We start from the raw sequence: 24657 nt of genomic DNA on the forward strand, positions 1-24657 counted from the left end.
GACGGGAGGAGGTGGCTCGGTGAGCATTTCCGAGCCCTTGGACGACCCGTGGGCCGACAGCGGTCCCAGTGATCATCTGGCCCGGGTGCAGACCGTTGGTGAGCGAGTCGAGGTCCGTGAACCCGGTCGGCACACCGGTCATCTCGCCGGTGCGGGATCCGATCGCCTCGATCTCGTCGAGCGCACCCTCCATGATGTCGCCGAGCGGAAGGTAGTCCTCGCTGGTGCGCTGCTCGGTGACCGCGTAGATCTCGGCCTGGGCGCGGTTGACGATCTCGTCGACGTCGTCGTCGGCCGCGTATCCCATCTGCGTGATGCGGGTGCCGGCCTCGACCAGGCGGCGCAGTACAGCGCGCTCATGGACGATCTCGGCGTAGTACTCCGCGTTCGCCGCAGTCGGCACCGTCTGGACGAGGGTGTGCAGATACGAGGCGCCACCGACCTTGTTGATCTCACCGCGCTTGGTGAGCTCGGCGGCGATGGTGATCGGGTCGGCGGGCTCACCCTTGGCATAGATGTCGAGGATCGCCTGGAAGATCGTCTCGTGCGCGGGCTTGTAGAAGTCGTGGCCCTTGAGGACCTCGACCACGTCGGCGATGGCGTCCTTGGACAGGAGCATGCCGCCGAGCACGGACTGCTCGGCGTCGAGGTCCTGCGGCGGGACCCGCTCGAAGGCCGAACCACCACCGTCCCACTCGCCGCTCTCACGGCCGCGATCATGCTGTTCGTCGCGTCCTCGGCCACCCTCGCCGCGCCGGCGGGAAGCGGGCAGACGATCACTGGGACCGCTGTCGGCCCACGGGTCGTCCAAGGGCTCGGAAATGCTCACCGAGCCACCTCCTCCCGTCCGCCGAGCGGACCTCGCCGTGCCCCACAGTTCTACGGCACGCCACTGACAAATAAGAGGCCCAACTCCGGTTCTGGCACGTCGGCTTTGTGACGCTTTTGCGGCCGACAGACGGAGTGGGCGCCGGACCACGGTAGGCCCGCGGGCACCGTCAGCCAATCTGGTTATCCACAGGCCATGTGGACGACGGCCCGGATGCTGTGGAGAACTCCGCAAAACCTGTGCACGACCCGGTGGACAGCCCTGTGAACAAGCTCCCAGCGATTCCCGAGGACCCCCTCTGACCTGCCACTTTCCCGTCCACCGGCTGTGTAGAAGAAAAACTTCCCCAGTCGGACCAAGATCGCTTCGAACGGTGCGCGAAAGCACACGACACGAGACGATCAGTAAGGGTCTCTACTCGATTGCATCTCTTACCTGTGGACGATTAGATTGGTGGCCATGACACAGGCCCCCGCGGCGCCCAAGGCCGCCCGACGACAGCACGATCGAGAGATCGTCGCACTGGCCGTCCCTGCCTTCGGTGCACTCGTCGCCGAGCCCCTTTTCGTCATGGCCGACAGTGCGATCGTCGGCCACCTCGGCACGGCCCAGCTCGCCGGACTCGGGGTCGCCTCGGCCCTCCTCATGACCGCCGTCAGCGTGTTCGTCTTCCTCGCCTACGCCACCACGGCGGCCGTCGCCCGACGCGTCGGCGCGGGCGACCTCCAGGCTGCGATACGCCAGGGCATGGACGGCATCTGGCTCGCCATCCTCCTGGGTGTCGCGGTCATCGCAGTCGTCCTGCCCACAGCACCGTTTCTCGTGGAACTCTTCGGCGCCTCGGACACCGCGGCCCCCTACGCGACGACCTATCTACGGATCTCCGCACTCGGGATACCGGCCATGCTGGTCGTACTCGCCGCCACTGGCGTCCTGCGTGGCCTACAGGACACCAGAACACCGCTCTATGTTGCCGTGGCAGGCTTCGTCGCCAACGCCGCCCTCAATCTGGGTCTCGTCTACGGCGCCGACCTCGGCATCGCAGGTTCCGCCTGGGGCACCGTCATCGCCCAGTGCGGCATGGCCGTGATCTATCTCGTGGTCGTGGTTCGCGGAGCTCACAAGCACGGTGCCTCCCTGCGGCCGGACGCATCCGGGATAAGAGCCTCGGCACAGGCCGGGGTGCCCCTGCTGGTCCGCACACTCTCCCTGCGGGCCATCCTCATGATTGCGACCGCCGTCGCGGCCCGCCTCGGGGACGCCGACATCGCGGCACACCAGATCATCCTGTCCCTGTGGAGCCTGCTCGCCTTCGCACTGGACGCCATCGCCATCGCCGGGCAGGCCATCATCGGTCGGTACCTCGGTGCCAACGACGCCAAGGGCGCCCGGGCCGCCTGCCGCCGCATGGTGGAGTGGGGCATCGCAGCCGGCGTCGTGCTGGGCCTGCTCGTGGTGATTTCCCGGCCGCTCTTCCTGCCCTTGTTCACCAGCGACTCGGTCGTCAAGGACGCTGCCCTGCCCGCCCTTCTCGTGGTGGCGCTCTCCCAGCCGATCTGCGGCGTCGTCTTCGTCCTGGACGGCGTCCTGATGGGAGCGGGCGACGGTCCCTACCTCGCCTGGGCCATGGTGCTCACCCTGGCAGTGTTCGCGCCGGTCGCGCTGCTCGTCCCTGTGGTCGGCGGCGGCCTCACGGCGATCTGGGTGGCCATGACGCTGATGATGACCGTGCGCATGCTGACACTCTGGTTGCGCGCTCGCTCGGGGCGCTGGATCGTCACGGGCGCGACGCGCTGACTGTTTCACGTGAAACACSGTGTTTCACGTGAAACCGATGCTGCGCGCTCTCCGGCGCAGGACCCGCCCTTGGCGAGGCGCGGCCGTCTTCGACACAGCGAAGGGGCCGTACCTCWGAGGTACGGCCCCTCCATTCAGCTGTTCCAGCCGAGCGCAGCGATCAGGCCGCGATGACCTCGATGTTGACCTTGGCGGCAACCTCGGGGTGCAGACGCACGGACGTCTCGTGGGCGCCCAGGGTCTTGATCGGGGAGCCCAGCTCGATGCGGCGCTTGTCGACCTCGGGGCCACCGGCAGCCTTGATCGCGGAAGCGATGTCGGCCGGGGTGACGGAACCGAAGAGACGACCGGCGTCGCCGGAGCGGACGGCCAGACGGACCTTCACACCCTCGAGCTGGGCCTTGACAGAATTGGCCTGCTCGATGGTCTGGATCTCGTGGATCTTGCGAGCGCGACGGATCTGCTCGACGTCCTTCTCGCCACCCTTGGTCCAGCGGATAGCGAACTTCCGCGGGATCAGGTAGTTGCGAGCGTAACCGTCCTTGACGTCGACGACGTCGCCCGCGGCGCCGAGGCCGGAGACCTCGTGGGTGAGGATGATCTTCATGTTTCGGTCACCCTTCCCTTATCGCGCGGTGGAGGTGTAGGGCAGCAGCGCCATCTCACGGCTGTTCTTGACGGCCGTGGCGACGTCACGCTGGTGCTGCGTGCAGTTGCCGGTCACGCGGCGGGCACGGATCTTGCCGCGGTCGGAAATGAACTTCCGCAGCATGTTCGTGTCCTTGTAGTCCACGTACGTGACCTTGTCCTTGCAGAATGCGCAGACCTTCTTCTTCGGCTTGCGCACAGGCGGCTTTGCCATGGTGTTTCTCCTGTGTGATCAAGAAGTTTGGGTACGACCCACCCTTCGGCCCTAGGCCTAGAAGGGGGGCTCGTCCGAGTAGCCGCCGCCCTGCTGGCTGCCGCCGGAGTTTCCACCCCAGCCGCCGCCACCGCCGCCGCCCTGCTGGCCACCGGCGGGAGCACCGGTCGCCCACGGGTCGTCGGCGGGAGCACCGCCGCCCTGCTGGCCGCCGCCGGAGTTTCCACCCCAGCCGCCGCCACCCTGGCCGCCGCCACCGCCGCTGTATCCACCCTGGCCACCGCGAGCGCCACCGGAGGTCTTGGTGACCTTGGCCGTGGCGTTACGCAGGCTGGCGCCGACTTCCTCGACGTCCAGTTCGTAGACCGTGCGCTTGACGCCCTCGCGGTCCTCGTAGGACCGCTGCTTCAGCCGGCCCTGCACGATGACGCGCATGCCTCGCTGGAGCGACTCCGCGACGTTCTCCGCCGCCTGACGCCAGACCGAGCAGGTCAGGAACAGGCTCTCGCCATCCTTCCACTCGTTCGTCTGGCGGTCGAAGGTGCGGGGAGTGGACGCGACACGGAACTTCGCGACCGCCGCACCGGAGGGGGTGAAGCGCAGCTCGGGGTCATCGACAAGATTGCCGACGACCGTGATGACGGTCTCGCCTGCCATGGGGGAACCTCTCGGCGGGTTTGCTCTGGCTGCTTGGTTGCTGCTACTCGAATCCCGAGATCAGCTGAGCTGGAGAGCTCAGTGGGTCTCGGGGCGGAGGACCTTGGTCCGGAGGACCGACTCGTTCAGGTTCATCTGGCGGTCGAGCTCCTTGACGATCGCGGGCTCAGCCTGCAGATCGATGACCGAGTAGATGCCCTCGGGCTTCTTCTTGATCTCGTACGAGAGACGACGACGGCCCCAGGTGTCGACCTTCTCGACCTTGCCGTTGCCCTCACGGACGACGGAGAGGAAGTTCTCGATCAGGGGGGCGACAGCGCGCTCCTCCAGATCGGGGTCGAGGATGACCATCACCTCGTAGTGACGCATGTGGAACCCACCTCCTTTGGACTCAGCGGCCACGGTCGTTCCGTGGCAGGAGGGTTGTGATGCGTACGCAACGGTATCCGCCGGCACTGACAATCGGGGGTGACCTCGCGGTTTCCCCGAGCTGGCCCGGGCAGACATCGGTGCAGACGGTACACAGTACCCGCACACCCGCTTCCGGTTGAAATCCGGCCGCCGTCGCCCACAATCTGTACACATCGGGTGTGTATGGCGCTACGATGCGCCGTCTTCCGCAGGAGGTGCCCTATGGCACAGGCATTGCGACCCAACACCGTCGGAGGCCTCTTCGCCACGGACGGAAAGCCCCATCCCCTCCAGGCCACCCTGCTTGTGGTGACCCTGGTGCTGGGAATCACGTCCTTCGTCACAGCCCAGTTCGACGACCTGCACCTGCTCAGCTCCTGGACCGGGCTCGTGGGCATCCTCACCGGTGCGTACGGCCAGTGGGTCTCGGAGACGACCCGTGAACGCTTCGGCCTGATCCTGGGTCTCGGCGCTTCTGGATTCGGCTTCTTCCTCGGCATGGCGCACGGCGGGCTCTTCGGCGGTTTCTGACGCCAGGGGCAATGCCTTCCTCGCACCGGCCACGGAGGCAGTCCTCCGAACACCGGTAGAACAGCGCATAGAACACTCTCGAACGCCTCGGCGCACCAGAAGCCGGGGCGAAGCTCCCGTACGCCCAGTCGGGGCGCTCCCGAGGCGCAGTAGGCTTCGGCGCTAGAGCCGGAGCCCCTGTACCCATGGGGACACACCAGCCCGAGGAGCGCCCCGAATGAGCCTGACCCTGAGGACGATCAGTCGCGAGCAGCATCTGGCATACATCCAGAGCCTGCCGGCGGCGAGCCACATGCAGGTCCCGGCCTGGGCTGACGTCAAGGCGGAATGGCGCTCGGAGAGCCTCGGCTGGTTCGACAGGAACGGTGAGCTGGTCGGCGCGGGTCTCGTCCTCTACCGGCAGCTGCCCAAGATCAAGCGCTATCTCGCCTATCTGCCCGAGGGCCCGGTCATCAACTGGTTCGCGCCGAACCTGACCGACTGGCTGGAACCGATGCTCGCGCATCTGAAGAACCAGGGCGCCTTCTCCGTGAAGATGGGCCCTCCGGTGATCATCCGGCGCTGGGAGGCCACCTCCATCAAGGCGGGCATCCAGAACCCGGACGTGAAGCGGCTGCGCGACATCGAGGCCGACTTCATCGAGCCGCGTGCCTTCGAAGTCGCCGACAAGCTCCGTCGCATGGGCTGGCAGCAGGGCGAGGACGGCGGCGCCGGCTTCGGCGACGTACAGCCCCGCTACGTCTACCAGGTGCCGCTGGCCAACCGGTCCTTGGAAGAGGTCCACAAGAACTTCAACCAGCTGTGGCGGCGCAACATCAAGAAGGCCGAGAAGGCCGGCGTCGAGGTCGTCCAGGGCGGTTACCAGGACCTCGAGGAATGGCAGCGCCTGTACGAGATCACGGCCGTGCGCGACCACTTCCGGCCGCGCCCGCTGTCGTATTTCCAGCGCATGTGGACGGCCCTCAACACCGAGGACCCCAACCGCATGCGGCTGTACTTCGCCCGCCACAACGGAGTGAACCTGTCGGCGGCGACGATGCTGATCGTCGGCGGCCACGTCTGGTACTCCTACGGCGCCTCCGACAACATCGGCCGTGAGGTCCGGCCCTCGAACGCGATGCAGTGGCGCATGCTGCGCGACGCCTACGCGCTCGGCGCCACCGTCTACGACCTGCGCGGCATCTCCGACTCGCTGGACGAGACCGACCACCTCTTCGGCCTGATCCAGTTCAAGGTAGGCACGGGCGGCCAGGCCGCCGAGTACCTCGGTGAGTGGGACTTCCCGCTCAACAAGCTGCTCCACAAGGCTCTCGACATCTACATGTCGCGTCGCTGACCTTGTGTTCTCTGCTTCGATACCGTCAACAGCTGCACCGTCGATAGCTTCCATACCTCTGATACACCGCAGCCACGAGAAAGGTTCCAGGTCCGGCCATGGCGCTCACGCTCTACGTCGACACCGCGCGCTGGCGGGCGCACCACAAGCACGTGCAGGAGCAGTTCCCTGGGCTCGTCCCGGTCTGCAAGGGCAACGGCTACGGGTTCGGGCACGAGCGGCTGGCGGAGGAGGCCACGCGACTGGGCTCGGACATCCTCGCGATCGGCACGACGTACGAGGCCGCGCGCATCAAGGACTGGTTCGGCGGTGACCTGCTGGTTCTGACGCCGTACCGGCGCGGCGAGGAGCCGGTGCCGCTGCCCGACCGGGTCATCCGCTCCGTTTCGTCGGTGGACGGCGTGTACGGCCTCGTGGGCGCCCGTGTCGTCATCGAGGTGATGTCCTCGATGAAGCGGCACGGTGTCAGCGAGCGCGACCTGCCGCAGCTGCACTCCGCCATCGAGAACGTCCGGCTGGAGGGCTTCGCCATCCACCTGCCGCTGGACCGCACCGACGGCTCCGACGCCGTCGAGGAGGTCATCGGCTGGATGGACCGTCTGCGCGCGGCCCGTCTGCCGTTGCACACGATGTTCGTCAGCCACCTCAAGGCCGAGGAACTCGCCCGCCTCCAGCAGCAGTTCCCGCAGACCCGCTTCCGCGCCCGCATCGGCACCCGGCTGTGGCTGGGGGACCACGACGCCACCGAGTACCGCGGCGCGGTCCTGGACGTCACGCGCGTCTCCAAGGGCGACCGCTTCGGCTACCGGCAGCAGAAGGCGGCCTCTGACGGCTTCCTGGTGGTCGTGGCGGGCGGTACGTCGCACGGGGTGGGTCTGGAGGCCCCGAAGGCTCTCCACGGCGTCATGCCGCGCGCCAAGGGCGTCGCACGGGCCGGCCTGGCCACGGTCAACCGGAACCTTTCTCCCTTCGTGTGGGGAGGCAAGCAGCGCTGGTTCGCGGAGCCACCGCACATGCAGGTCTCGATCCTGTTCGTCTCGTCGGACGCCCCGGAGCCGAAGGTCGGGGACGAGCTGGTCGCCCATCTGCGGCACACCACCACGCAGTTCGACCGGCTCGTCGACCGCTGAATCGCCGCCGCTCGGCGACTGAACGACCGCCGCTCGGCAACGCCGTAACCAAGAAAGGCCGTACACGGAATCCTCCGTGTACGGCCTTTTCCCTCGTCGGCCTACTCCGTCTACGGCCTTTGGCGTGCCATCCCTACGCCCTGTTCGCTCAGAGCGAACTCCCGGTCGGGCCCTGGTTGCCCCACTCCACCTGAGGCCCCTCGAAGTGGGCCGCATGCCGCGGTGGATGGGCCGCGGCGCCGAACACGAACACGTCCTCCGCCCTGTCGAGGACACCGCCCGAGGGGTCGTCGTCGCCGGCTCGGCGCACCGGGTCGCGCTCCGGCATGAGGATGTCCCGTACGACGACGGCGCACAGGTACAGCGTCCCCAGCAGGTGCAGGCCGATGGCCCAGTGGTAGCCGTCGGGCGGCAGTCCCTTGTGGGCGTCCCCGCTGGTCGTGTACGCGAGGTACATCCAGATCCCGAGGAAGTAGGCCACCTCGCACGCCTGCCAGATGAGGAAGTCCCGCCACCTCGGCCGGGCCAGGACGGCCAAGGGCACCAGCCAGAGGACGTACTGCGGCGAGTAGACCTTGTTGGTGAGGATGAACGCCGCGACGATCAGGAAGGCCAGCTGGGCGAAGCGCGGACGTCGCGGCGCGGTGAGCGTGAGTGCGGCGACGCCGACACAGGACAGCAGCATCAGCAGCGTGGCAAGCGTGTTGACGGTCTCGGTACTCAGCGGGTCAGTGGAGTTCTGGGCCAGGATCAGCCAGAACGAACCGAAGTCGACGCCTCGCTCCTGGCTGAACCGGTAGAACTGCGACCACCCGTCCCAGGCGAGGAGCATCACCGGAAGATTCACGACCAGCCAGGCGAACACGGTGCCGCCCAGCGCCTTGCCGAAGTCCCGCCACTTGCCCGCGCGCCAGCACAGGACGAGCAACGGGCCGAGCAGGAAGACGGGATAGAGCTTGGCGGCCGTGGCGAGCCCCAGCAGGATCCCGAAGGCGACGGACCGGCCACGCGACCACATCAGCATCGCCGCAGCCGTCAGGGCGACGGCCAGCAGGTCCCAGTTGATGGTCGCGGTCAGCGCGAAGGCGGGCGCCAGGGCGACCAGCAGGCCGTCCCAGGGGCGCCGGGTGTGCGTGCGGCTCACGCAGACAGCGATGACGGCCGCGCACACCATCAGCATCCCGGCGTTGACCATCCAGTACCACTGCTCCTGGTCCTGGATGGTGCCGCTGCCCGGCGTGAGCCAGGAGGCGACCTCCATGAAGACTCCGGTCAGCACCGGGTACTCGAGGTACTCCATGTCACCGGGGAGCTTGTCGAAGTACGGCACGAGCCCGTCGGCGAAGCCGCGCCCCTGGAACAGGTGCGGGATGTCCGAGTAGCAGGCATGTGTGTACTGGGAGCTGGCACCGAAGAACCAGGCGCCGTTGTAGCAGGGCGCCTTCTGGACCAACCCGAGAGCGAACATGCCGATCGCCACGAGCGCGACGATCCGCACGGGAGTCCACCAGGACGTCCCGAGCAGGGCACGCCGTCCGATGGGGCCGCCGATCAGCTCGCTCCCGCTGGCGGCGACCTCGTCTTCCTTGGTCGGCCGCACCGGGTCCGGCTCGTGCACGCTCGTGGGCGTCGTCTCTGCACTGGGCATGGGGCACATCCTGCCGTACGTGTCTGAGAACGGTGCGAGGGCGAAGGGGATGCGGCGGTTGAGTGTTTCACGTGAAACCGACGTTTCACGTGAAACAGGCCGATCACCGGGTCCGCTCGTACGCGCGACAAAGGCCGGTGGCCGGCACCCCTGAGGCGGGTGCCGGCCACCGGCCTTCTCGCGTCAGGTGAGCCTTCGGTCAGCCTGATGGTCCGCCGAAGATGCCTCCGTTGCCGTTGGCATTACCTCCGCTGTTATCTGTTTCCGTCTCCGTTGGCGTCGGCGACGAGGTTGTGCCTCCGTCCGAGCCACCGTTCTGCCCGCCATTGCTGGTGTCGCACTGCCAGTCGAATTCGCTACAGGTGCCGGTCGGCGTCGGCGTCGGTGACGTCTCCGACTCCGAGGGCGTCGGGGTCGGCGTCGGACTCTCCTCGACGGTCTCGGTCGGCGTCGGCACCACGGTCGGCGTCGGGGTGTCGTTGATGATCTCCCCGATGGGCTCCGCCTCCGGGAAGTCCTCGTAGTCGATGCCCTTCATGGCCTCAGCCATGTAGTCCTTCCAGACCTGCGCCGGAATGTCACCACCGTGGATGGAGGGCACGCCACCGGTGCCGTTCATGGAGAGCAGCTTGCCCTTGCCGGGATCCGTCCGGAACAGCGTGACGGCCGTGGACAGCTCCCTGGTGTAGCCGACGAACCAGGCCGACTTGTTCTCATCCGTCGTACCCGTCTTGCCGGCCACCGGGAACCCGATGTCCGCGACCTTCTTACCGGTGCCGTTCTTGACCACGTTCTCCAGGACGTCTGTCACGTTGTTCGCGACGTTCTCGTCCATGGCGATCTGCTCCTCCGGCTTCTCGAACCCGGGGAGCTGGGCGCCGTCCTTGATCACCTTGGTGACCGAGTACGGCTCGAGGTGCGTACCCGAATTGGCGAAGGTGCCGTACGCGTCGGCCATGCGGATGGCGCTGGGGGTCGACGTACCGAGCGAGAAGGACACGTTCCTGATGTTGCCCTTGTCGAAGAAGGCAGACGAGATACCCATCTTGTTCGCCATCTTCTGGGTGTTGGACAGGCCGACGTCGATACCCAGCTGTGCGAACGGGCTGTTGATCGACTGCTCCATGGCCTTCCTGAGCGTCACCTCGCCCCAGGCCGTGGTGCCCTCGTTCTTCTGCCGGAACGGCTTTCCGTCATTGCCCATGATCGGATCGCCGTTCTGGTCCTTGATCTCCAGAAGGTCGTTGCCGTTGTACTTGGCCAGCGGCGAGAGCGGCTCCCCGTCGGTCTCGTACGTCCCGTACTGCATTGCGGAGGCCAGCACGATGGGCTTCCAGGTCGATCCGACCGGCACACCCAGCGTGTTGGCGTTGTTGGAGTAGTGCCCCTTGTCGTAGCCCGCGCCGCCGTACAACGCGACGATCGCTCCGGTCTTGGGATCGACCGACGCACCACCGAACTGGACGTACTTGTCCTTCTCCCGCTTCTTCGGATCGAGGAAGCTCTTCTGCGTCTTCGCGACAGCCGCCGCCAGCTCGTTGACCTTGTCCTTGTCGAAGGTCGTGTAGATCCGGTAGCCGCCCTGCTCCAGGTCCTCGGGAGAGAGACCTGCCTTCTTGGCGACGTACTCCTTGGCGATGTCGATCAGATAGCCGGACTGTCCGGAAAGGTTCGAGTTCTGCTGCTTCAGCTTGGGGAAGTCGCCGACCTTGGCCCGCTCCGCCGGCGCCATGCGTCCGACCTCGACCATGCGGTCCAGGATCCACGACCAGCGTTCCTTGGCCCGCTTGGTGTTCTCGTCCGGCGTGGCACCCGCTCCCACACCACCGTCGGGGTTGTAGAAGTTCGGGCCCTTCAGCACGGAGGCGAGGAAAGCGCACTGCGTGGTGGTGAGCTTCTGGGCGTCCACACCGAAGTACGCCTGGGCCGCCGCCTGGATGCCGTAGGCGTTTCGGCCGTAGTAGGCGGTGTTCAGGTAGCCCGCGAGGATGTCGTCCTTGGACAGCTGCTGGCCCACCTTGATGGAGATGAACAGCTCCTTGAACTTACGGGAGACCGTCTGCTCCTGGCTCAGGTAGGTGTTCTTGACGAACTGCTGCGTGATCGTCGAACCACCCTGTGTCTCGCCACCCCTCGCCATGTTGAGGAGAGCGCGCGCGATACCGGCCGGGTCGATGCCGTTGTCCTTGTAGAAGGACGCGTTCTCGGCGGAGACCACCGCGTCCTTCATGTCCTTCGGGATCTCGGCATTGCTCACGAGCTGGCGGTTCGTCTGACCGCCGGTCGCCGCCATCTGCTTGCCGTTGGACCAGTAGAAGACGTTGTTCTGCGCCAGGGCCGTGTCCTGGGCCTTCGGGATCCCGACCATCGCGTACCCGATGCCCGCGGCGGTCACCAGACCGGCCATGAACGCGAGGAAGGCTCCCGTGACGAGCCGCCACGACGGCACCCAGCGCGCGAAGCCGTCCTTGCCCGCGCGCGGATAGTCAATGAAACGCTTCTTGTCCGGCGGGGCCCCACGCCCTCTGCCACGCCCGGGACCGCCCGGCCCACCAGGGGCCGCTCGACGGCCGCCCCTGGTGGGTTCAGGCGCTCTGCGCCGGCTGCCGGCACTTCTCTGGGCCGCGCGTCGTGCCTCGGCGCGGCCGCCGTAGGGACGTTCCTCGCCTACCGAACCGGTGGAACCCGACCCGTATGAGTCGGAGGGAGATCCGGTGGCGCCTCGCGGTGCCGCTCGGCGGCCGGGGGACGAGCCGGCCTGGCCGCGTCGGGCCGCGGCACGTCCGCCTCCCTGCGGCTGCGGCGGTTTGCGACGGTGCTCGCTCATCGAACGACTACTCCTCGGACAGGCGCACCCCTGGGCGCCTGTCAACGGCGGCGGTTTTCCGGTCCCCCCGGAGTACGGATGTGGCCGGTTCCTCATTCACCCGTACTGCACCAAGGATGACGACGCCCTCAGGTGTCACTCGGTTCCCGGTGTTGTACATGGCGCACAGACTACGCACCGTCAAAGTCCACCTAGCCCCGAACTTCACCCCAAATCAGGCAACTCGCTCCACATGAATCGTTGATGTGATCCCGTTCACCGTTCCCCCACTTGTCGCGCCCGGAAGGCCGTTCTATCGTCTTGATGTATCGAGTCGATACATCAGCGCGAGATAAGACGAGGAGGCGAGGGGTGAGCCGACGGTCCGGGATCCTCGAATTCGCCGTACTCGGACTGCTGCGCGAGTCCCCGATGCACGGATACGAGCTGCGCAAACGACTCAATACGTCGCTGGGCGTGTTCCGTGCGTTCAGCTACGGCACGCTCTATCCCTGCCTCAAGACGCTGGTCGCCAACGGCTGGTTGATCGAGGAACCGGGGAACACCACCGAGGACGCGCTCGCCGCACCACTCGCGGGCCGTCGCGCCAAGATCGTCTACCGGTTGACGGCGGAAGGTAAGGAGCACTTCGAGGAGCTGCTCTCCCAGACCGGACCCGACGCGTACGAGGACGAGCATTTCGCTGCCCGATTCGCCTTCTTCGGACGCACACCCCAGGACGTGCGCATGCGCGTGCTGGAGGGTCGCCGCAGCCGACTGGAGGAGCGCCTGGAGAAGATGCGCGCCTCCCTGGCGCGCACCCGGGAGCGCCTCGACGACTACACGCTTGAGCTCCAGCGCCACGGGATGGAGTCCGTGGAGCGCGAAGTGCGCTGGCTGAACGAGCTCATCGAGAGCGAGCGGGCCGGACGGGACCTGAAGGGTTCCGCTTCCGGGGGGTCCGCTCAGCAGGACACCACAACTGGAGAGCCGGGCGATCTGCCCCGTCCCGGGGACACCCCCAGGACGGATTCGCCCGGCGACACCGCCACGTGAGAGCCCAGTCAGGGCCTCACTCGTACACACAGGGAGCAACCGGAATGGGTTCGGTTCGCGTAGCCGTCGTCGGCGTGGGCAACTGTGCCGCGTCGCTGGTTCAGGGAGTCGAGTACTACAAGGACGCCGACCCGGCGTCGAAGGTCCCCGGCCTGATGCACGTGCAGTTCGGCGACTACCACGTCAGTGACGTCGAGTTCGTCGCCGCGTTCGATGTCGACGCGAAGAAGGTCGGCCTCGACCTCGTGGACGCCATCGGCGCCAGCGAGAACAACACGATCAAGATCTGTGACGTGCCCCGTTCCGGCGTGACCGTCCAGCGCGGTCACACCCTCGACGGCCTCGGCAAGTACTACCGCGAGACCATCGAGGAGTCGGCCGAGGCTCCGGTCGACGTCGTCCAGATCCTCAAGGACAAGCAGGTCGACGTCCTCGTCTGCTACCTGCCCGTCGGTTCCGAGGACGCGGCGAAGTTCTACGCCCAGTGCGCCATCGACGCCAAGGTCGCCTTCGTCAACGCCCTGCCGGTGTTCATCGCCGGTACGAAGGAATGGGCTGACAAGTTCACCGCGGCGGGCGTCCCGATCGTCGGCGACGACATCAAGTCCCAGGTCGGCGCCACCATCACGCACCGCGTCATGGCGAAGCTGTTCGAGGACCGCGGCGTCGTCCTGGACCGCACGATGCAGCTGAACGTCGGCGGCAACATGGACTTCAAGAACATGCTCGAGCGCGAGCGCCTGGAGTCCAAGAAGATCTCCAAGACGCAGGCCGTCACCTCCCAGATCCCCGACCGGGACCTCGGCGAGAAGAACGTCCACATCGGTCCGTCCGACTACGTCGCGTGGCTCGACGACCGCAAGTGGGCCTACGTCCGCCTCGAGGGCCGCGCCTTCGGTGACGTCCCGCTGAACCTGGAGTACAAGCTCGAGGTCTGGGACTCCCCGAACTCCGCCGGCGTCATCATCGACGCCCTGCGCGCCGCGAAGATCGCCAAGGACCGCGGCATCGGCGGCCCGATCCTGTCGGCGTCGAGCTACTTCATGAAGTCCCCGCCGGTCCAGTACTTCGACGACGAGGCCCGCGAGAACGTCGAGAAGTTCATCAAGGGCGAGGTCGAGCGCTAGCTCGACACAGCGCGGTGCGCTAGCTCGACACAGCGCGGTGCGCTAGCTCGACACAGCGCGGTGCGCTAGCTCGACACAGCGCAATGCGGTGGCTCGACACCGCACTGTGCGCTGAAGGCTCACGCAGAACGCTCCTGCCAGGGCTGTGGAGGGTCCCCGGGTTGTACCGCCCGGGGACCCTCCCGTATGTGAGGCTGTGCCCCATGTCCGTCGTACGCGACCTGCGGGTCCTGCTGCGCTTCCGGGACTTCCGGCGTCTGCTCGTCGTACGCCTGCTCTCCCAGGGCGCAGACGGCGTCTACCAGACCGCGCTCGCCACGTACGTCGTCTTCTCCCCGGAGAAACAGACCTCGGCCACCGCGATCGCCTCCGCCATGGCGGTCCTGCTCCTGCCGTACTCCCTGGTGGGCCCCTTCTCCGGAGTGCTCCTGGACCGCTGGCGCCGCCGCCAGGTCCTTTTGTACGGCAGCCTGCTGCGGACCCTGCTGGCCTCGGCGACCGCCGCCCTGATCATCACCGAGGTCCCGGACTGGCTGTTCTACGTCTCCGCCCTGTGCGTCACCGCCGTCAACCGCTTCGTCCTGTCCGGCCTGTCCGCCGCGCTGCCACGCGTGGTCGACGAAGAGCGGCTGGTGATCGCCAACTCCCTTTCCCCGACCGCCGGAACGCTCGCCGCGACCGCAGGTGCCGGCTTCGCCTTCCTCGTACGGCTGGTGGTCTGGGACTCCGATGCCGCCGTGGTGCTACTGGGAGCCGCCCTGTACCTGTGCGCCGGACTCGCCGCCCTGCGCATGGCACCGGAACTGCTCGGTCCCGATCGCGAGTTGGTGCAGCCACGTCTCGTGGCGGCTCTCTCCGGCACCGCGCGCGACCTGGCGGCAGCCGTGCGCCATCTCTCCGCTCCACCACGCCGCGAGGCCGTCTGGGCGCTGTTCACGATGACCCTGATGCGCTTCTGCTACGGCGCCCTGCTGGTCATGCTGCTGATGCTGTGCCGGTACGCCTTCTCCTCCAACGCCGATGACGGACTCGCCCTGCTGGGGCTGGCGCTGGCCATCTCCGCGGCCGGCTTCTTCGCGGCAGCCGTGGTGACCCCCTGGGCCGCAACACGGCTCGGCCCCGGCCGCTGGATCGCCGTGTGCGCGGGTGCCGCCGCCATTCTGGTGACCGTACTCGGCCTGCCGTTCGCCACAACTCCCATGCTGGTCGCGGCATTCGTGCTGGGCCTGACGACGCAGGGCGCGAAGATCGCGACGGACACGATCGTGCAGTCCTCGGTCGAGGACGGCTTCCGTGGCCGGACCTTCTCCGTCTACGACGTTCTGTTCAACGTCGCCTTCGTCGGAGCCGCCGGAGTGGCCGCCCTGATACTGCCGCCGGACGGCCGTTCGGCCCCCCTGGTGGTCACAGTCGCCTTTATCTATGCGGCAGTTGCTGCGGCTATGGCCCGCTTTGAGTATCGGTCTGTGTCACATCAATGACACAGAGCCACTCCCGAGTACGAAGTTGTCAGTGGGGCCCGGTAGCTTACGTCCGTCTTACATCGCGCCATTGTTCGCGATCACGCACCCGTGTTCTAGGGGGACCCCCAAGTGACAACTCCGCCGCCGCAGGGCAATCCATTCGCTCAGGGCCAGAACCCGTACGCCCAGGGTCAGCCGCCGCAGGGCCAGGCCCCGTACCCGCAGCAGCCGGGCCAGCCGGGCTTCCCGCAGGGCGGGGCACCGTACGCACCGGTTCCGCCGCAGCAGCCCGGCCGCAAGGTCAGCTTCAAGACGATCAAGAACGTCTTGATCGGCGTGGGCGTCGTGACTGCGCTCATCGTTGGCTACATAGCCAGCCTGAACGACCCGGACCAGGCCAAGGTGGGCGACTGCCTGAAGTCCACCTCGTCGTCGAGCTCGGACGACAGCATGGAGGTCGTGGACTGCTCCTCGTCCGAGGCCGAGGCCAAGGTGCTCAAGAAGGTCGACGGCACCTACACCTCGTTCACCGCCGAAACCGAGTGCCGCAAGGTCAGTGGCGCCACCAGCTTCTACGCCCAGACCGGCGACGGCGACAACTTTGTCCTGTGCCTCTCGGACGTGTGATCTGACGTCTCCGCACAACTGAGGGGCTGTGTTTCACGTGAAACACAGCCCCTCAGTGCGTGCCGCTCTCCACGGAACGGGGTCGATGTTTCACGTGAAACATCGACCCCGTTCCGCAGCCTCAGCTCTGCTCGGCCCACCACTCCTTGAGTGCGGCCACCGCCTCGGCATGCTCCATCGGCCCGTTCTCCAGCCGCAGCTCCAGCATGTGCTTGTACGCGCTGCCGATGACCGGACCAGGCCCGACGCCGAGGATTTCCATGATCTCGTTGCCGTCGAGGTCGGGGCGGATGGAGTCGAGTTCCTCCTGCTCCTGGAGCTGGGAGATCCGATCCTCAAGGCCGTCGTAGGCACTGGACAGGGCCGCCGCCTTGCGCTTGTTCCGCGTCGTGCAGTCCGAGCGGGTCAGCTTGTGGAGTCGGTCGAGGAGCGGGCCGGCGTCGCGGACGTAGCGTCGGACGGCGGAGTCCGTCCACTCCCCGGTGCCGTAGCCATGGAAGCGCAGGTGGAGTTCGACCAGACGTGAGACGTCCTTCACCAGCTCGTTGGAGTACTTGAGCGCCGTCATGCGCTTCTTCGTCATCTTCGCGCCGACCACCTCATGGTGATGGAACGAGACCCGGCCGTCGTTCTCGAAGCGGCGTGTGCGCGGCTTGCCGATGTCGTGCAGCAGGGCGGACAGCCGGAGGGTCAGGTCGGGACCGTTCTCCTCCAGCTCCATCGCCTGCTCCAAGACGATCAGCGTGTGCTCGTAGACATCCTTGTGACGGTGATGCTCGTCGCTCTCCAGACGCAGCGCCGGCAGCTCGGGCAGCACATGGTCGGCGAGCCCGGTGTCGACCAGCAGCGTCAGGCCCTTGCGGGGGTGAGCGGAGAGGATCAGCTTGTTCAGCTCGTCCCGAACCCGCTCCGCCGAAACGATCTCGATCCGCCCGGCCATCTGCGTCATGGCCGTCACCACCTCGGGCGCCACCTCGAAGTCGAGCTGGGCCGCGAAGCGCGCCGCTCGCATCATGCGCAGCGGGTCGTCCGAGAAGGACGCTTCCGGCGTACCCGGAGTCCGCAGGACACCGGCCGCGAGGTCCTCGAGCCCGCCGTGCGGGTCGACGAACTCCTTCTCCGGCAGCGCGACCGCCATCGCATTGACCGTGAAGTCGCGCCGGACGAGGTCCTCCTCGATCGAGTCGCCGTAGGACACCTCGGGCTTGCGTGAGGTCCGGTCGTACGCCTCCGAGCGGTAGGTCGTGACCTCGATCTGGTAGCCGTCCTTCTGGGCACCGACCGTGCCGAAGGCGATCCCGACCTCCCACACCGCGTCCGCCCACGGGCGCACGATCTTCAGCACGTCCTCGGGACGGGCGTCGGTCGTGAAGTCGAGGTCATTGCCGAGCCGAGCGAGCAGAGCGTCCCGGACCGATCCGCCGACCAGGGCGAGTGAGAACCCGGCCTCCTGGAATCGGCGGGCAAGGTCGTCGGCGACAGGCGCGACCCGCAGCAGCTCACTCACCGCGCGGTGCTGCACCTGACTCAGGACACTGGACTTGTCTTCGTTGGCGTTCGGCACAACAGAAGAGGGTACGTGGCCCGGGCGACCCGGAGCGCCTCCATTAAACGTGCACAGCGCGGGCACAGACGCCTCCGCCGGTGCAGCCCGAGGGCTGCGTCACATCCTTTACGACTTGGTGACGACCTCCCTTTATAAATGCACATACGGGACAGGCCGACGATGGGGACCGATCTTGTGGGGCAGTCCGCGGCACTTCCCCTCAGCGCGCATCGTTACCATGCGTGGACGCACATTCCGACGACCACTGACGACGACGAGGGACGGGCGAGCGCGTGGCCGAGGCGGCAGACTTCCAGGGGATGAGTCCCTCACCTGCCCGCCGCTGGCTGCGGCGCACCGGAGCACTGTTCGCCGGGGCGCCGCTGCTGGCCGGCCTGCTCCAGCTGCCTGCGGCGACGTCCTCGCACGCCGCCGGAGGGGACTCTCTGAAGGCCGCTTCCGGCTCGAAAACGGTGGCCGTCGCGGTGGACTCGCTCACCCCTGCCGTCGCCGGTGAGGACGACACGGTGACCGTGTCCGGCACGGTGACCAACAAGGGCAAGCAGACCGTCACCGGCGCGCAGGTGGACCTGCGTCTCGGCGGAGTGCTGAACACCCGCTCGGCCATCGACACGGCCGCCGGACGCACCGACTACCAGGAGGGTCTCGACGGCTCCCCGGTGGGCGGGAAGTACGTCAAGGAGTTCGCCAAGCTCACTCCGGGGGTCTCGCAGACCTTCAACATCTCGGTGCCGGTCGACGAGCTCGACCTCGGCGGAGACGGGGTCTACCCGTTCGCCGTCTCCCTGTCCGGCGAGACGTCCGCGGAGCCCTGGAACCACGTTCTGGGCATCCAGCGGACCTTCCTGCCGTGGCAGCCGGACGGGGCCGACACAAAGACGAAGACGACGGTTCTGTGGCCGCTCATCTCCACGTCCCACATGACGGCGCAGACGGGATCGGACGAGGCGCAGACGCCGGTCTTCCGTGATGACGACCTCGCCAAGGAGATCTCCCCGGGCGGGCGTCTCCAGCAGCTGGTGTCGCTCGGCAAGGACCTCGACGTCACCTGGGTGATCGACCCCGACCTGCTGGCCTCCGTGGACGCGATGACGGAGAGCTACCGCGTTCAGGGCGAGGGTGACACGACCACGGCCGGCACCCACCAGGCGGTCGCCAACCGGTGGCTGGCCGAGCTCCAGGACGCGGTGCAGGACAAGGAGGTCGTCGCCCTTCCCTTCGCCGACCCCGACCTGGCGTCCCTGGCGCACAACGGCACGAACGTCACCGGCTCCCTGAGTCACCTCAAGGAGGCCACGGACGTCGCCGCCGACACCGTCGACGCGGTGCTCCACGTGCAACCGAACACCGACTTCGCCTGGCCCGTGAACGGCGCCGTCGACCCGTCCATCGTGAAGGTCGCCACCTCCGCCGGCGCGGACAAGGTGATCGCCCGCAGCGACAGCCTGGTCGAGACTGGCGGCCTGCCCTACACGCCGTCATCGGCCCGCCCCATCGGCGGCGGCACGACGGCGGTGGTAGCGGACGCACGGATGTCGACGGTGTTCCGGGGCAATCTGACGAGAGCGTCGAGCTCGACACTCGCCGTGCAGAGGTTCCTCGCCCAGAGCCTGACCCTGAACCTCCAGTCGGACAAGCAGCGCAGCATCGTCGTCGCTCCGCAGCGGATGCCGACGGCGAGCCAGGCCCAGGCGATGGCCGAGGCGGTGACGGCGCTCCAGGGCGGCACATGGTCCCAGTCCCAGGGACTGACGGCCGCCGCCACGGCCAAGCCGGATTCCGGTGCCACCACCAAGGTGCCGTCGGCGTCCAGGTACCCCTCCTCGCTGCGCAAGCAGGAGCTGCCGCGCGCGGCCTTCGAGCAGATCGCGGCCACGAAGAGCAAGCTCGACAGCTTCAAGGTGATCCTGACCGACCCGTCCCGCGTCGTGACCCCCTTCGGGCGGGCCATGAACCGCGAGATGTCCACGTCATGGCGTGGCCGCTCGGCGGCGGCTGCCGACTACCGCAACGGCGTCGAGGCTTACATCAACTCACTGGCCGGCCAGGTCACGCTGATCGAGAAGTCCGAGATCAAGCTTTCGGGCCGCAGCGCAACGATCCCTGTGACCGTGCAGAACAACCTGGTGCAGGGCGTCGAGCACCTGGTGCTGCGACTCACCTCATCGAGCCCGAGGCGCCTGGAGATCGGCGGCGAGGCGTACTACGAACAGTCCGTCACGGTCTCCGGCGGACACAGCCAGACAGTGAAGTTCCCCACGTCGGCTCAGGCCAACGGACAGGCCACGGTGAGGGCCCAGCTGTACACGGAGGACGGCCAGCCGTACGGCCAGCCCGTCACGTTCGACGTCAAGGTCACCGAGTTCACGGCCACCGTGATGCTGGTCATCGGCGGCGGCTTCCTGCTGCTGGTCCTCGCCGGGTTCCGGATGTACACGCAGCGCAAGCGCGCCGCGGCCCGTGACGCCGAGGAGAACGGCTCCCAGGAGGCGGGTGAGGCCGACGGCGATCCGGAGAACCCGGAAGGCCCCGAGGACCGTCTCACACCCGAGGACCTTCACAAGGAAGAGTCCCGCACCGGTGAGGGGGAAGACGCCCCGGAGCAGCCGAGTGACCCGACCCCGGACACCGCAGCGGAAAGCGCCGACCCGTCCGGCACGGGTGAGAGAGTGGACCGTTGAGCGATGTCGTGGCCGGTGGGCCCGGGACGATGAGGTGGGGTAGCCATGAACGCGCCGTACGACGGTGACCGCGGCCAGGCTGCGGGCAGCTCGGGGCACCCCGAGGGCCCGCCGCCCGAGCCCGGCCAGGTGCCGCCGCAGCACCCCGCGGACATGTACCTCCAGGACGCCTACGACCAGGACCCCTACCGGGGCCAGGAGCTCTCCGCCCAGGACCCGGTCGCCGAGGCGCTGTACGACCGTGCTGCGCACCCGCCGCCCCCGCCGGGCACGTACCAGCCACAGCAGCCCCTCTACTCCCAGCCGCCCCAGTCGCCGTACGCCCCCGACCCGCACGTGTGGGCCCAGACCCCGGCGCCCGAGCCGGAGGGCCCCACCCAGTACCTGCCGTACGGTGACGACCCCCGTACGACCCAGTACGTGGGCGTCGACGATCTGGTCTCGCATTCCGCAGGGGAACAGCAGGAGCACGACGCCTTCGCGCACCTCTTCCGCGACCAGCAGCAGGGCGGCCACCCGCAGTACCAGACGCCGCCCACGGTCCCCGGACCCTCGCCCGCACCCGCCACGGGCCCCACGCCCCCCGTAGGGGCCGACACAGCCGCACCCGAGCCCGCTCCCGCCCCGGCGCCCGCCTCGACGAAGGGCGGGCGGGCCGGCGGTCTGCTGAAGTCGAGCGCCGTGATGGCGGCGGGGACGATGGTCTCCCGGCTCACCGGGTTCGTCCGGTCGATGATGATCGTCTCGGCGCTGGGCCTCGGCCTGCTCGGTGACTCGTTCCAGGTCGCCTACACGCTGCCGACGATGATCTACATCCTGACCGTCGGCGGCGGCCTCAACTCGGTCTTCGTACCCCAACTCGTGCGCGCCATGAAGGACGACGAGGACGGCGGTGAGGCGTACGCCAACCGTTTGCTCACGCTGGTCATGGTGGCGCTCGCGGCGCTCACCGCACTCGCCATGGCCGGTGCGCCGCTCCTGGTCAGCGCGCTGTCCACCAAGGTCGCCAGTGACCCCGCGGCCAACGAGGTGGCGGTCACCTTCACCCGCTACTTCCTGCCCTCGATCTTCTTCATGGGCGTCCATGTGGTGATGGGCCAGATCCTCAACGCCCGCGGCCGGTTCGGCGCGATGATGTGGACGCCGGTCCTGAACAACATCGTCATCATCGTGACGCTCGGAATGTTCCTGTGGGTGTACGGCACCGCGGAGCACTCCGGCATGGAGGTCACGAACATCCCGCCGGAGGGCCAGCGGCTCCTCGGTGCCGGTGTCCTGCTCGGCCTGGTCGTGCAGTCCCTGGCGATGATCCCGTATCTGCGCGAGACCGGGTTCCGGCTGCGCCTGCGCTTCGACTGGAAGGGCCACGGCCTCGGCAAGGCCGCCATGCTGGCCAAGTGGACGATCCTGTTCGTCCTGGCCAACCAGGCGGGTGCGCTCGTCGTCACCCAGCTGTCCACGTCCGCCGGCTTCGACTCCGACGTCGACGGCACCGGCTACGCCGCCTACGCCAACGCTCAGCTCATCTGGGGCCTCCCGCAGGCCATCATCACAGTCTCTCTGATGGCCGCCTTGCTGCCCCGTATCTCGCGTTCCGCCGCCGAGGACGACCCGGGCGCCGTACGCGACGACATCTCCCAGGGCCTGCGTACGACAGCTGTGGCCATCGTGCCGCTCGCCTTCGGCTTCCTGGCGTTGGGCATCCCGATGTGCACGCTGATGTTCGGCTCCTCGGGCACCAGCGAGGCCACCAACATGGGCTACATGCTGATGGCGTTCGGCCTCGGCCTGATCCCCTACTCGGTGCAGTACGTCGTGCTGCGCGCCTTCTACGCCTACGAGGACACCCGCACCCCCTTCTACAACACGGTCATCGTGGCCGCGGGCAACGCGGGGGCGTCGGTGCTCTGCTATCTCCTGCTGCCGGCCCGCTGGGCCGTGGTCGGCATGGCCGCCTCGTACGGCCTGGCGTACGCGATCGGCGTAGGCGTCGCCTGGAGCCGGTTGCGCAAGAGGCTCGGCGGCGACCTCGACGGCGCCCGGGTCATGCGGACGTACGCCAGACTCTGCATCGCCTCAGTGCCCGCGGCACTGCTGAGCGGTGCGGCCTGCTACGCGACCACCCAGGTCCTCGGTCAGGGTGTCCTCGGCTCCTTCGCCGCTCTGCTCGCCGGTGGAGCGGTACTGCTCGGGATCTTCTTCGTCGCTGCGCGGAAGATGCGCATCGAGGAGCTGAACTCACTGGTCGGCATGGTTCGCGGGCGTCTGGGTCGCTGAAGCTGGGGTACGCGCACAACCATCGTCCGCCATCGTGTGTCGTGCATAGCGGCGGACTGTGGGCACAATTGGTTTCGGCGTCGGACGGTGCGCTCGGGGTCGTAGGGCGTGCAACGGATGGGGAGGCAGGAACGACGGTGGCGGAACGGAGCACGGCTGCCGTCGACGTGGCAGACAACAGCGGCGACGAGCCGCTGACCGCTCAGGCGGACCAGTCCACGGCCGACGGGGTGGCCAAGAATCGGGAGCGGGACACGGACATCGACGAGGCACAGGGGAGTGGCGGGACCGAGGGTCCCGGGAAGGCCTCACCGCCCGAACTGCACAGCGGCCACAAACTCGCCAGACGCTACCGCCTCGAGGAGTGCGTCACCCGTCTGGACGGTTTCAGCAGTTGGCGTGCGGTCGACGAGAAACTCCGTCGCGCCGTTGGCGTGCACATCCTGCCGGCGGACCACGCACGAGCCCGTTCCGTACTGGCCGCGGCTCGTTCCTCCGCACTCCTCGGCGACCCGCGCTTCGTCCAGGTACTCGACGCCGTGGACGAGAACGACCTCGTCTACGTCGTCCACGAATGGCTCCCCGACGCCACGGAACTGACGACCCTTCTGGCTTCCGGCCCGCTGGAGGTGTACGACGCCTACCAGATGGTCACCCAGGTGTCGGCAGCCATGGCCGCCGCCCACCGCGAGGGTCTGGCACATCTGCGGCTCAACCCGAACGCCGTACTGCGTACTTCCTCGGGACAGTGGCGCATCCGCGGCCTCGCCGTGAACGCCGCGTTGCGGGGCATCAGCTCCGACACCCCGCAGCGCACCGACACGGAGGCCATCGGCGCGCTGCTGTACGCCACGCTCACCCAGCGCTGGCCGTACGAGAGCGACGCCTACGGCCTGTCCGGGCTCCCGAAGGACGTCGGTCTGATCGCCCCCGATCAGGTGCGTGCCGGTGTCCACCGCGGGCTGTCCGAGCTCGCCATGCGCGCGCTGGCCAACGACGGCGCGACGGCCTCCCGCCACGAGTCCGCGTGCACGACGCCGGAGGAACTGGTGAAGGCGATCGGCGAGATGCCCCGCATCCGCCCGCCGGAGCCGTCGTTCACGGCCCCGCCGGACTATCAGCGCACGACGTACCAGCAGGGCACGTACGGCCGCCAGACGCGTCCCGGCGTCACCCAGCAGGTGCCGACCCCGCCGCCCCCGTTGCAGAGCCGTACCGGCAAGGCACTGAAGTGGGCCGTCTCGGCCCTCCTCATCGCCGCGCTGGGCCTGGGCAGCTGGCAGCTGGCGGACGCGCTGATGGACCAGGGCGGCAAGTCCGACGACAACCAGACGCAGACGACGGACGACGGCGACAAGGGCAGCGACAGCACCAAGCCGGTCCAGATCAAGATTCGGAATGCTCAGGAGTTCGTGGCGAAGGGCGAGGCCCAGGCGCCGGAGGACGTGGCCAAGACGTACGACGGTGACGGCTCGTCGTACTGGCGCACCAAGAGCTTCGTAGACGGTCCGGACATGAATCCCGCCTACAAACCCGGCGTGGGTATCGTCTACGACCTCGGCTCGGCCCAGAAGGTGTCGGCCGCGTCGATAGGGCTTCTGTATCCAGGCCCCCACACGACGATCACGCTGTACGCCGCCGACTCCATGACGCCGTCCTCGCTGGACTCGATGGAGAAGATCGGCACCGTCACGACCAACGGCACCAGTGCGACGGTGAAGGTCACCAAGTCGGTGAAGACCCAGTACGTTCTCGTATGGCTCACCGCTATGCCCTATGCGGAGGGCGACGAGTACAGCGACTCGGGCTTCAAGCAGGCCCTCACCGACCTGAAGTTCACCGGCTGAGAGCT

18 protein-coding genes and 1 pseudogene are annotated in these 24657 nt (G+C 67.6%); 11 read left to right on the forward strand and 8 right to left on the reverse strand.

Features of this window, described 5'->3' with window-relative positions:
• Positions 1-829, reverse strand: a pseudogene (locus tag EAO75_RS42310) (DnaB-like helicase N-terminal domain-containing protein); the annotation flags it as partial.
• Between the two features lie 459 nt (positions 830-1288).
• Here EAO75_RS42310 and EAO75_RS42315 point away from each other — a divergent pair.
• Positions 1289-2626 carry an MATE family efflux transporter gene (locus EAO75_RS42315; RefSeq protein WP_148000309.1) on the forward strand — a complete coding sequence of 446 codons (1338 nt, stop codon included), beginning with the start codon at positions 1289-1291 and terminating at the stop codon, positions 2624-2626.
• A 160-nt stretch (positions 2627-2786) separates the two neighbouring features.
• Here the strand turns inward: EAO75_RS42315 and rplI are convergent, their stop codons facing one another.
• From rplI to rpsF, 4 genes are all read right to left on the reverse strand, one after another.
• Complete coding sequence (gene rplI, locus EAO75_RS42320; protein ID WP_148000310.1) at positions 2787-3233, reverse strand: 50S ribosomal protein L9; 447 nt, start codon at positions 3231-3233, stop codon at positions 2787-2789.
• Positions 3234-3251: 18 nt separating this feature from the next.
• Positions 3252-3488: a 30S ribosomal protein S18 gene (rpsR, locus tag EAO75_RS42325; protein ID WP_003949403.1), complete on the reverse strand. Its 237-nt coding sequence runs from the start codon at positions 3486-3488 to the stop codon at positions 3252-3254.
• Between the two features lie 57 nt (positions 3489-3545).
• The gene (locus EAO75_RS42330) at positions 3546-4145 is read right to left on the reverse strand and encodes a single-stranded DNA-binding protein (RefSeq protein ID WP_148000311.1); all 600 of its coding nucleotides are present in this window, start codon (positions 4143-4145) and stop codon (positions 3546-3548) included.
• A gap of 78 nt (positions 4146-4223) precedes the next feature.
• Positions 4224-4514, reverse strand: a complete 291-nt coding sequence (gene rpsF / locus EAO75_RS42335) for a 30S ribosomal protein S6 (RefSeq protein ID WP_010353482.1) — start codon at positions 4512-4514, stop codon at positions 4224-4226.
• 264 nt (positions 4515-4778) lie between these two features.
• On the opposite strand from rpsF, the gene EAO75_RS42340 reads away from it, so the two are divergent.
• The 3 genes from EAO75_RS42340 to EAO75_RS42350 all read left to right on the forward strand — a co-directional run bounded on the left by EAO75_RS42340 (position 4779) and on the right by EAO75_RS42350 (position 7553).
• Positions 4779-5087 carry a hypothetical protein gene (locus tag EAO75_RS42340; RefSeq protein ID WP_148000312.1) on the forward strand — a complete coding sequence of 103 codons (309 nt, stop codon included), beginning with the start codon at positions 4779-4781 and terminating at the stop codon, positions 5085-5087.
• 217 nt (positions 5088-5304) lie between these two features.
• Complete coding sequence (femX, locus tag EAO75_RS42345) at positions 5305-6423, forward strand: peptidoglycan bridge formation glycyltransferase FemX (RefSeq protein ID WP_148000313.1); 1119 nt, start codon at positions 5305-5307, stop codon at positions 6421-6423.
• 98 nt (positions 6424-6521) lie between these two features.
• Positions 6522-7553: an alanine racemase gene (locus tag EAO75_RS42350; RefSeq protein ID WP_148000314.1), complete on the forward strand. Its 1032-nt coding sequence runs from the start codon at positions 6522-6524 to the stop codon at positions 7551-7553.
• A gap of 148 nt (positions 7554-7701) precedes the next feature.
• On the opposite strand, the gene EAO75_RS42355 is transcribed toward EAO75_RS42350, so the two are convergent.
• Positions 7702-9201 carry a glycosyltransferase family 87 protein gene (locus EAO75_RS42355; RefSeq protein ID WP_187284791.1) on the reverse strand — a complete coding sequence of 500 codons (1500 nt, stop codon included), beginning with the start codon at positions 9199-9201 and terminating at the stop codon, positions 7702-7704.
• A 199-nt stretch (positions 9202-9400) separates the two neighbouring features.
• A complete protein-coding gene (locus tag EAO75_RS42360) occupies positions 9401-12028 on the reverse strand; it encodes a transglycosylase domain-containing protein (protein ID WP_148000316.1) in 2628 nt (875 codons plus the stop codon).
• 351 nt (positions 12029-12379) lie between these two features.
• Between EAO75_RS42360 and EAO75_RS42365 the strand changes: the two genes are divergently transcribed.
• The 4 genes from EAO75_RS42365 (at position 12380) to EAO75_RS42380 (ending at position 16280) form a co-directional block, all read left to right on the forward strand.
• On the forward strand, positions 12380-13063 hold the full coding sequence (locus EAO75_RS42365) for a PadR family transcriptional regulator (RefSeq protein WP_148000317.1): 684 nt from the start codon (positions 12380-12382) through the stop codon (positions 13061-13063).
• 44 nt (positions 13064-13107) lie between these two features.
• Positions 13108-14190, forward strand: a complete 1083-nt coding sequence (locus EAO75_RS42370; RefSeq protein ID WP_148000318.1) for an inositol-3-phosphate synthase — start codon at positions 13108-13110, stop codon at positions 14188-14190.
• Between the two features lie 203 nt (positions 14191-14393).
• Positions 14394-15671: an MFS transporter gene (locus EAO75_RS42375; protein WP_148000319.1), complete on the forward strand. Its 1278-nt coding sequence runs from the start codon at positions 14394-14396 to the stop codon at positions 15669-15671.
• 111 nt (positions 15672-15782) lie between these two features.
• Positions 15783-16280: a hypothetical protein gene (locus tag EAO75_RS42380; RefSeq protein WP_261989640.1), complete on the forward strand. Its 498-nt coding sequence runs from the start codon at positions 15783-15785 to the stop codon at positions 16278-16280.
• A gap of 121 nt (positions 16281-16401) precedes the next feature.
• On the opposite strand, the gene EAO75_RS42385 is transcribed toward EAO75_RS42380, so the two are convergent.
• Positions 16402-17844: a CCA tRNA nucleotidyltransferase gene (locus EAO75_RS42385; protein ID WP_148000320.1), complete on the reverse strand. Its 1443-nt coding sequence runs from the start codon at positions 17842-17844 to the stop codon at positions 16402-16404.
• Positions 17845-18119: 275 nt separating this feature from the next.
• On the opposite strand from EAO75_RS42385, the gene EAO75_RS42390 reads away from it, so the two are divergent.
• The 3 genes from EAO75_RS42390 (at position 18120) to EAO75_RS42400 (ending at position 24652) form a co-directional block, all read left to right on the forward strand.
• A complete protein-coding gene (locus EAO75_RS42390; protein WP_148000321.1) occupies positions 18120-20528 on the forward strand; it encodes a DUF6049 family protein in 2409 nt (802 codons plus the stop codon).
• Between the two features lie 45 nt (positions 20529-20573).
• Entirely contained in the window at positions 20574-22805 is a 2232-nt protein-coding gene (murJ, locus tag EAO75_RS42395; RefSeq protein ID WP_148000322.1) for a murein biosynthesis integral membrane protein MurJ, read from the forward strand.
• Positions 22806-22942: 137 nt separating this feature from the next.
• On the forward strand, positions 22943-24652 hold the full coding sequence (locus EAO75_RS42400) for a protein kinase family protein (RefSeq protein WP_148000323.1): 1710 nt from the start codon (positions 22943-22945) through the stop codon (positions 24650-24652).
• Positions 24653-24657 lie beyond the last annotated feature (5 nt).

It is taken from the genome of Streptomyces sp. UW30 (assembly GCF_008042075.1).
Lineage (GTDB): Bacteria > Actinomycetota > Actinomycetes > Streptomycetales > Streptomycetaceae > Streptomyces.

Coding starts and splice junctions, on each gene's coding strand:
- EAO75_RS42350 (WP_148000314.1), top strand. CDS start 6,522: ATGGCGCTCACGCTCTACGTCGACACCGCGCGCTGGCGGGCGCACCAC.
- EAO75_RS42340 (WP_148000312.1), top strand. CDS start 4,779: ATGGCACAGGCATTGCGACCCAACACCGTCGGAGGCCTCTTCGCCACG.
- EAO75_RS42375 (WP_148000319.1), top strand. CDS start 14,394: ATGTCCGTCGTACGCGACCTGCGGGTCCTGCTGCGCTTCCGGGACTTC.
- rpsF (WP_010353482.1), bottom strand. CDS start 4,514: ATGCGTCACTACGAGGTGATGGTCATCCTCGACCCCGATCTGGAGGAG.
- EAO75_RS42330 (WP_148000311.1), bottom strand. CDS start 4,145: ATGGCAGGCGAGACCGTCATCACGGTCGTCGGCAATCTTGTCGATGAC.
- EAO75_RS42355 (WP_187284791.1), bottom strand. CDS start 9,201: ATGCCCAGTGCAGAGACGACGCCCACGAGCGTGCACGAGCCGGACCCG.
- femX (WP_148000313.1), top strand. CDS start 5,305: ATGAGCCTGACCCTGAGGACGATCAGTCGCGAGCAGCATCTGGCATAC.
- EAO75_RS42370 (WP_148000318.1), top strand. CDS start 13,108: ATGGGTTCGGTTCGCGTAGCCGTCGTCGGCGTGGGCAACTGTGCCGCG.
- EAO75_RS42360 (WP_148000316.1), bottom strand. CDS start 12,028: ATGAGCGAGCACCGTCGCAAACCGCCGCAGCCGCAGGGAGGCGGACGT.
- rplI (WP_148000310.1), bottom strand. CDS start 3,233: ATGAAGATCATCCTCACCCACGAGGTCTCCGGCCTCGGCGCCGCGGGC.
- murJ (WP_148000322.1), top strand. CDS start 20,574: ATGAACGCGCCGTACGACGGTGACCGCGGCCAGGCTGCGGGCAGCTCG.
- EAO75_RS42315 (WP_148000309.1), top strand. CDS start 1,289: ATGACACAGGCCCCCGCGGCGCCCAAGGCCGCCCGACGACAGCACGAT.
- rpsR (WP_003949403.1), bottom strand. CDS start 3,488: ATGGCAAAGCCGCCTGTGCGCAAGCCGAAGAAGAAGGTCTGCGCATTC.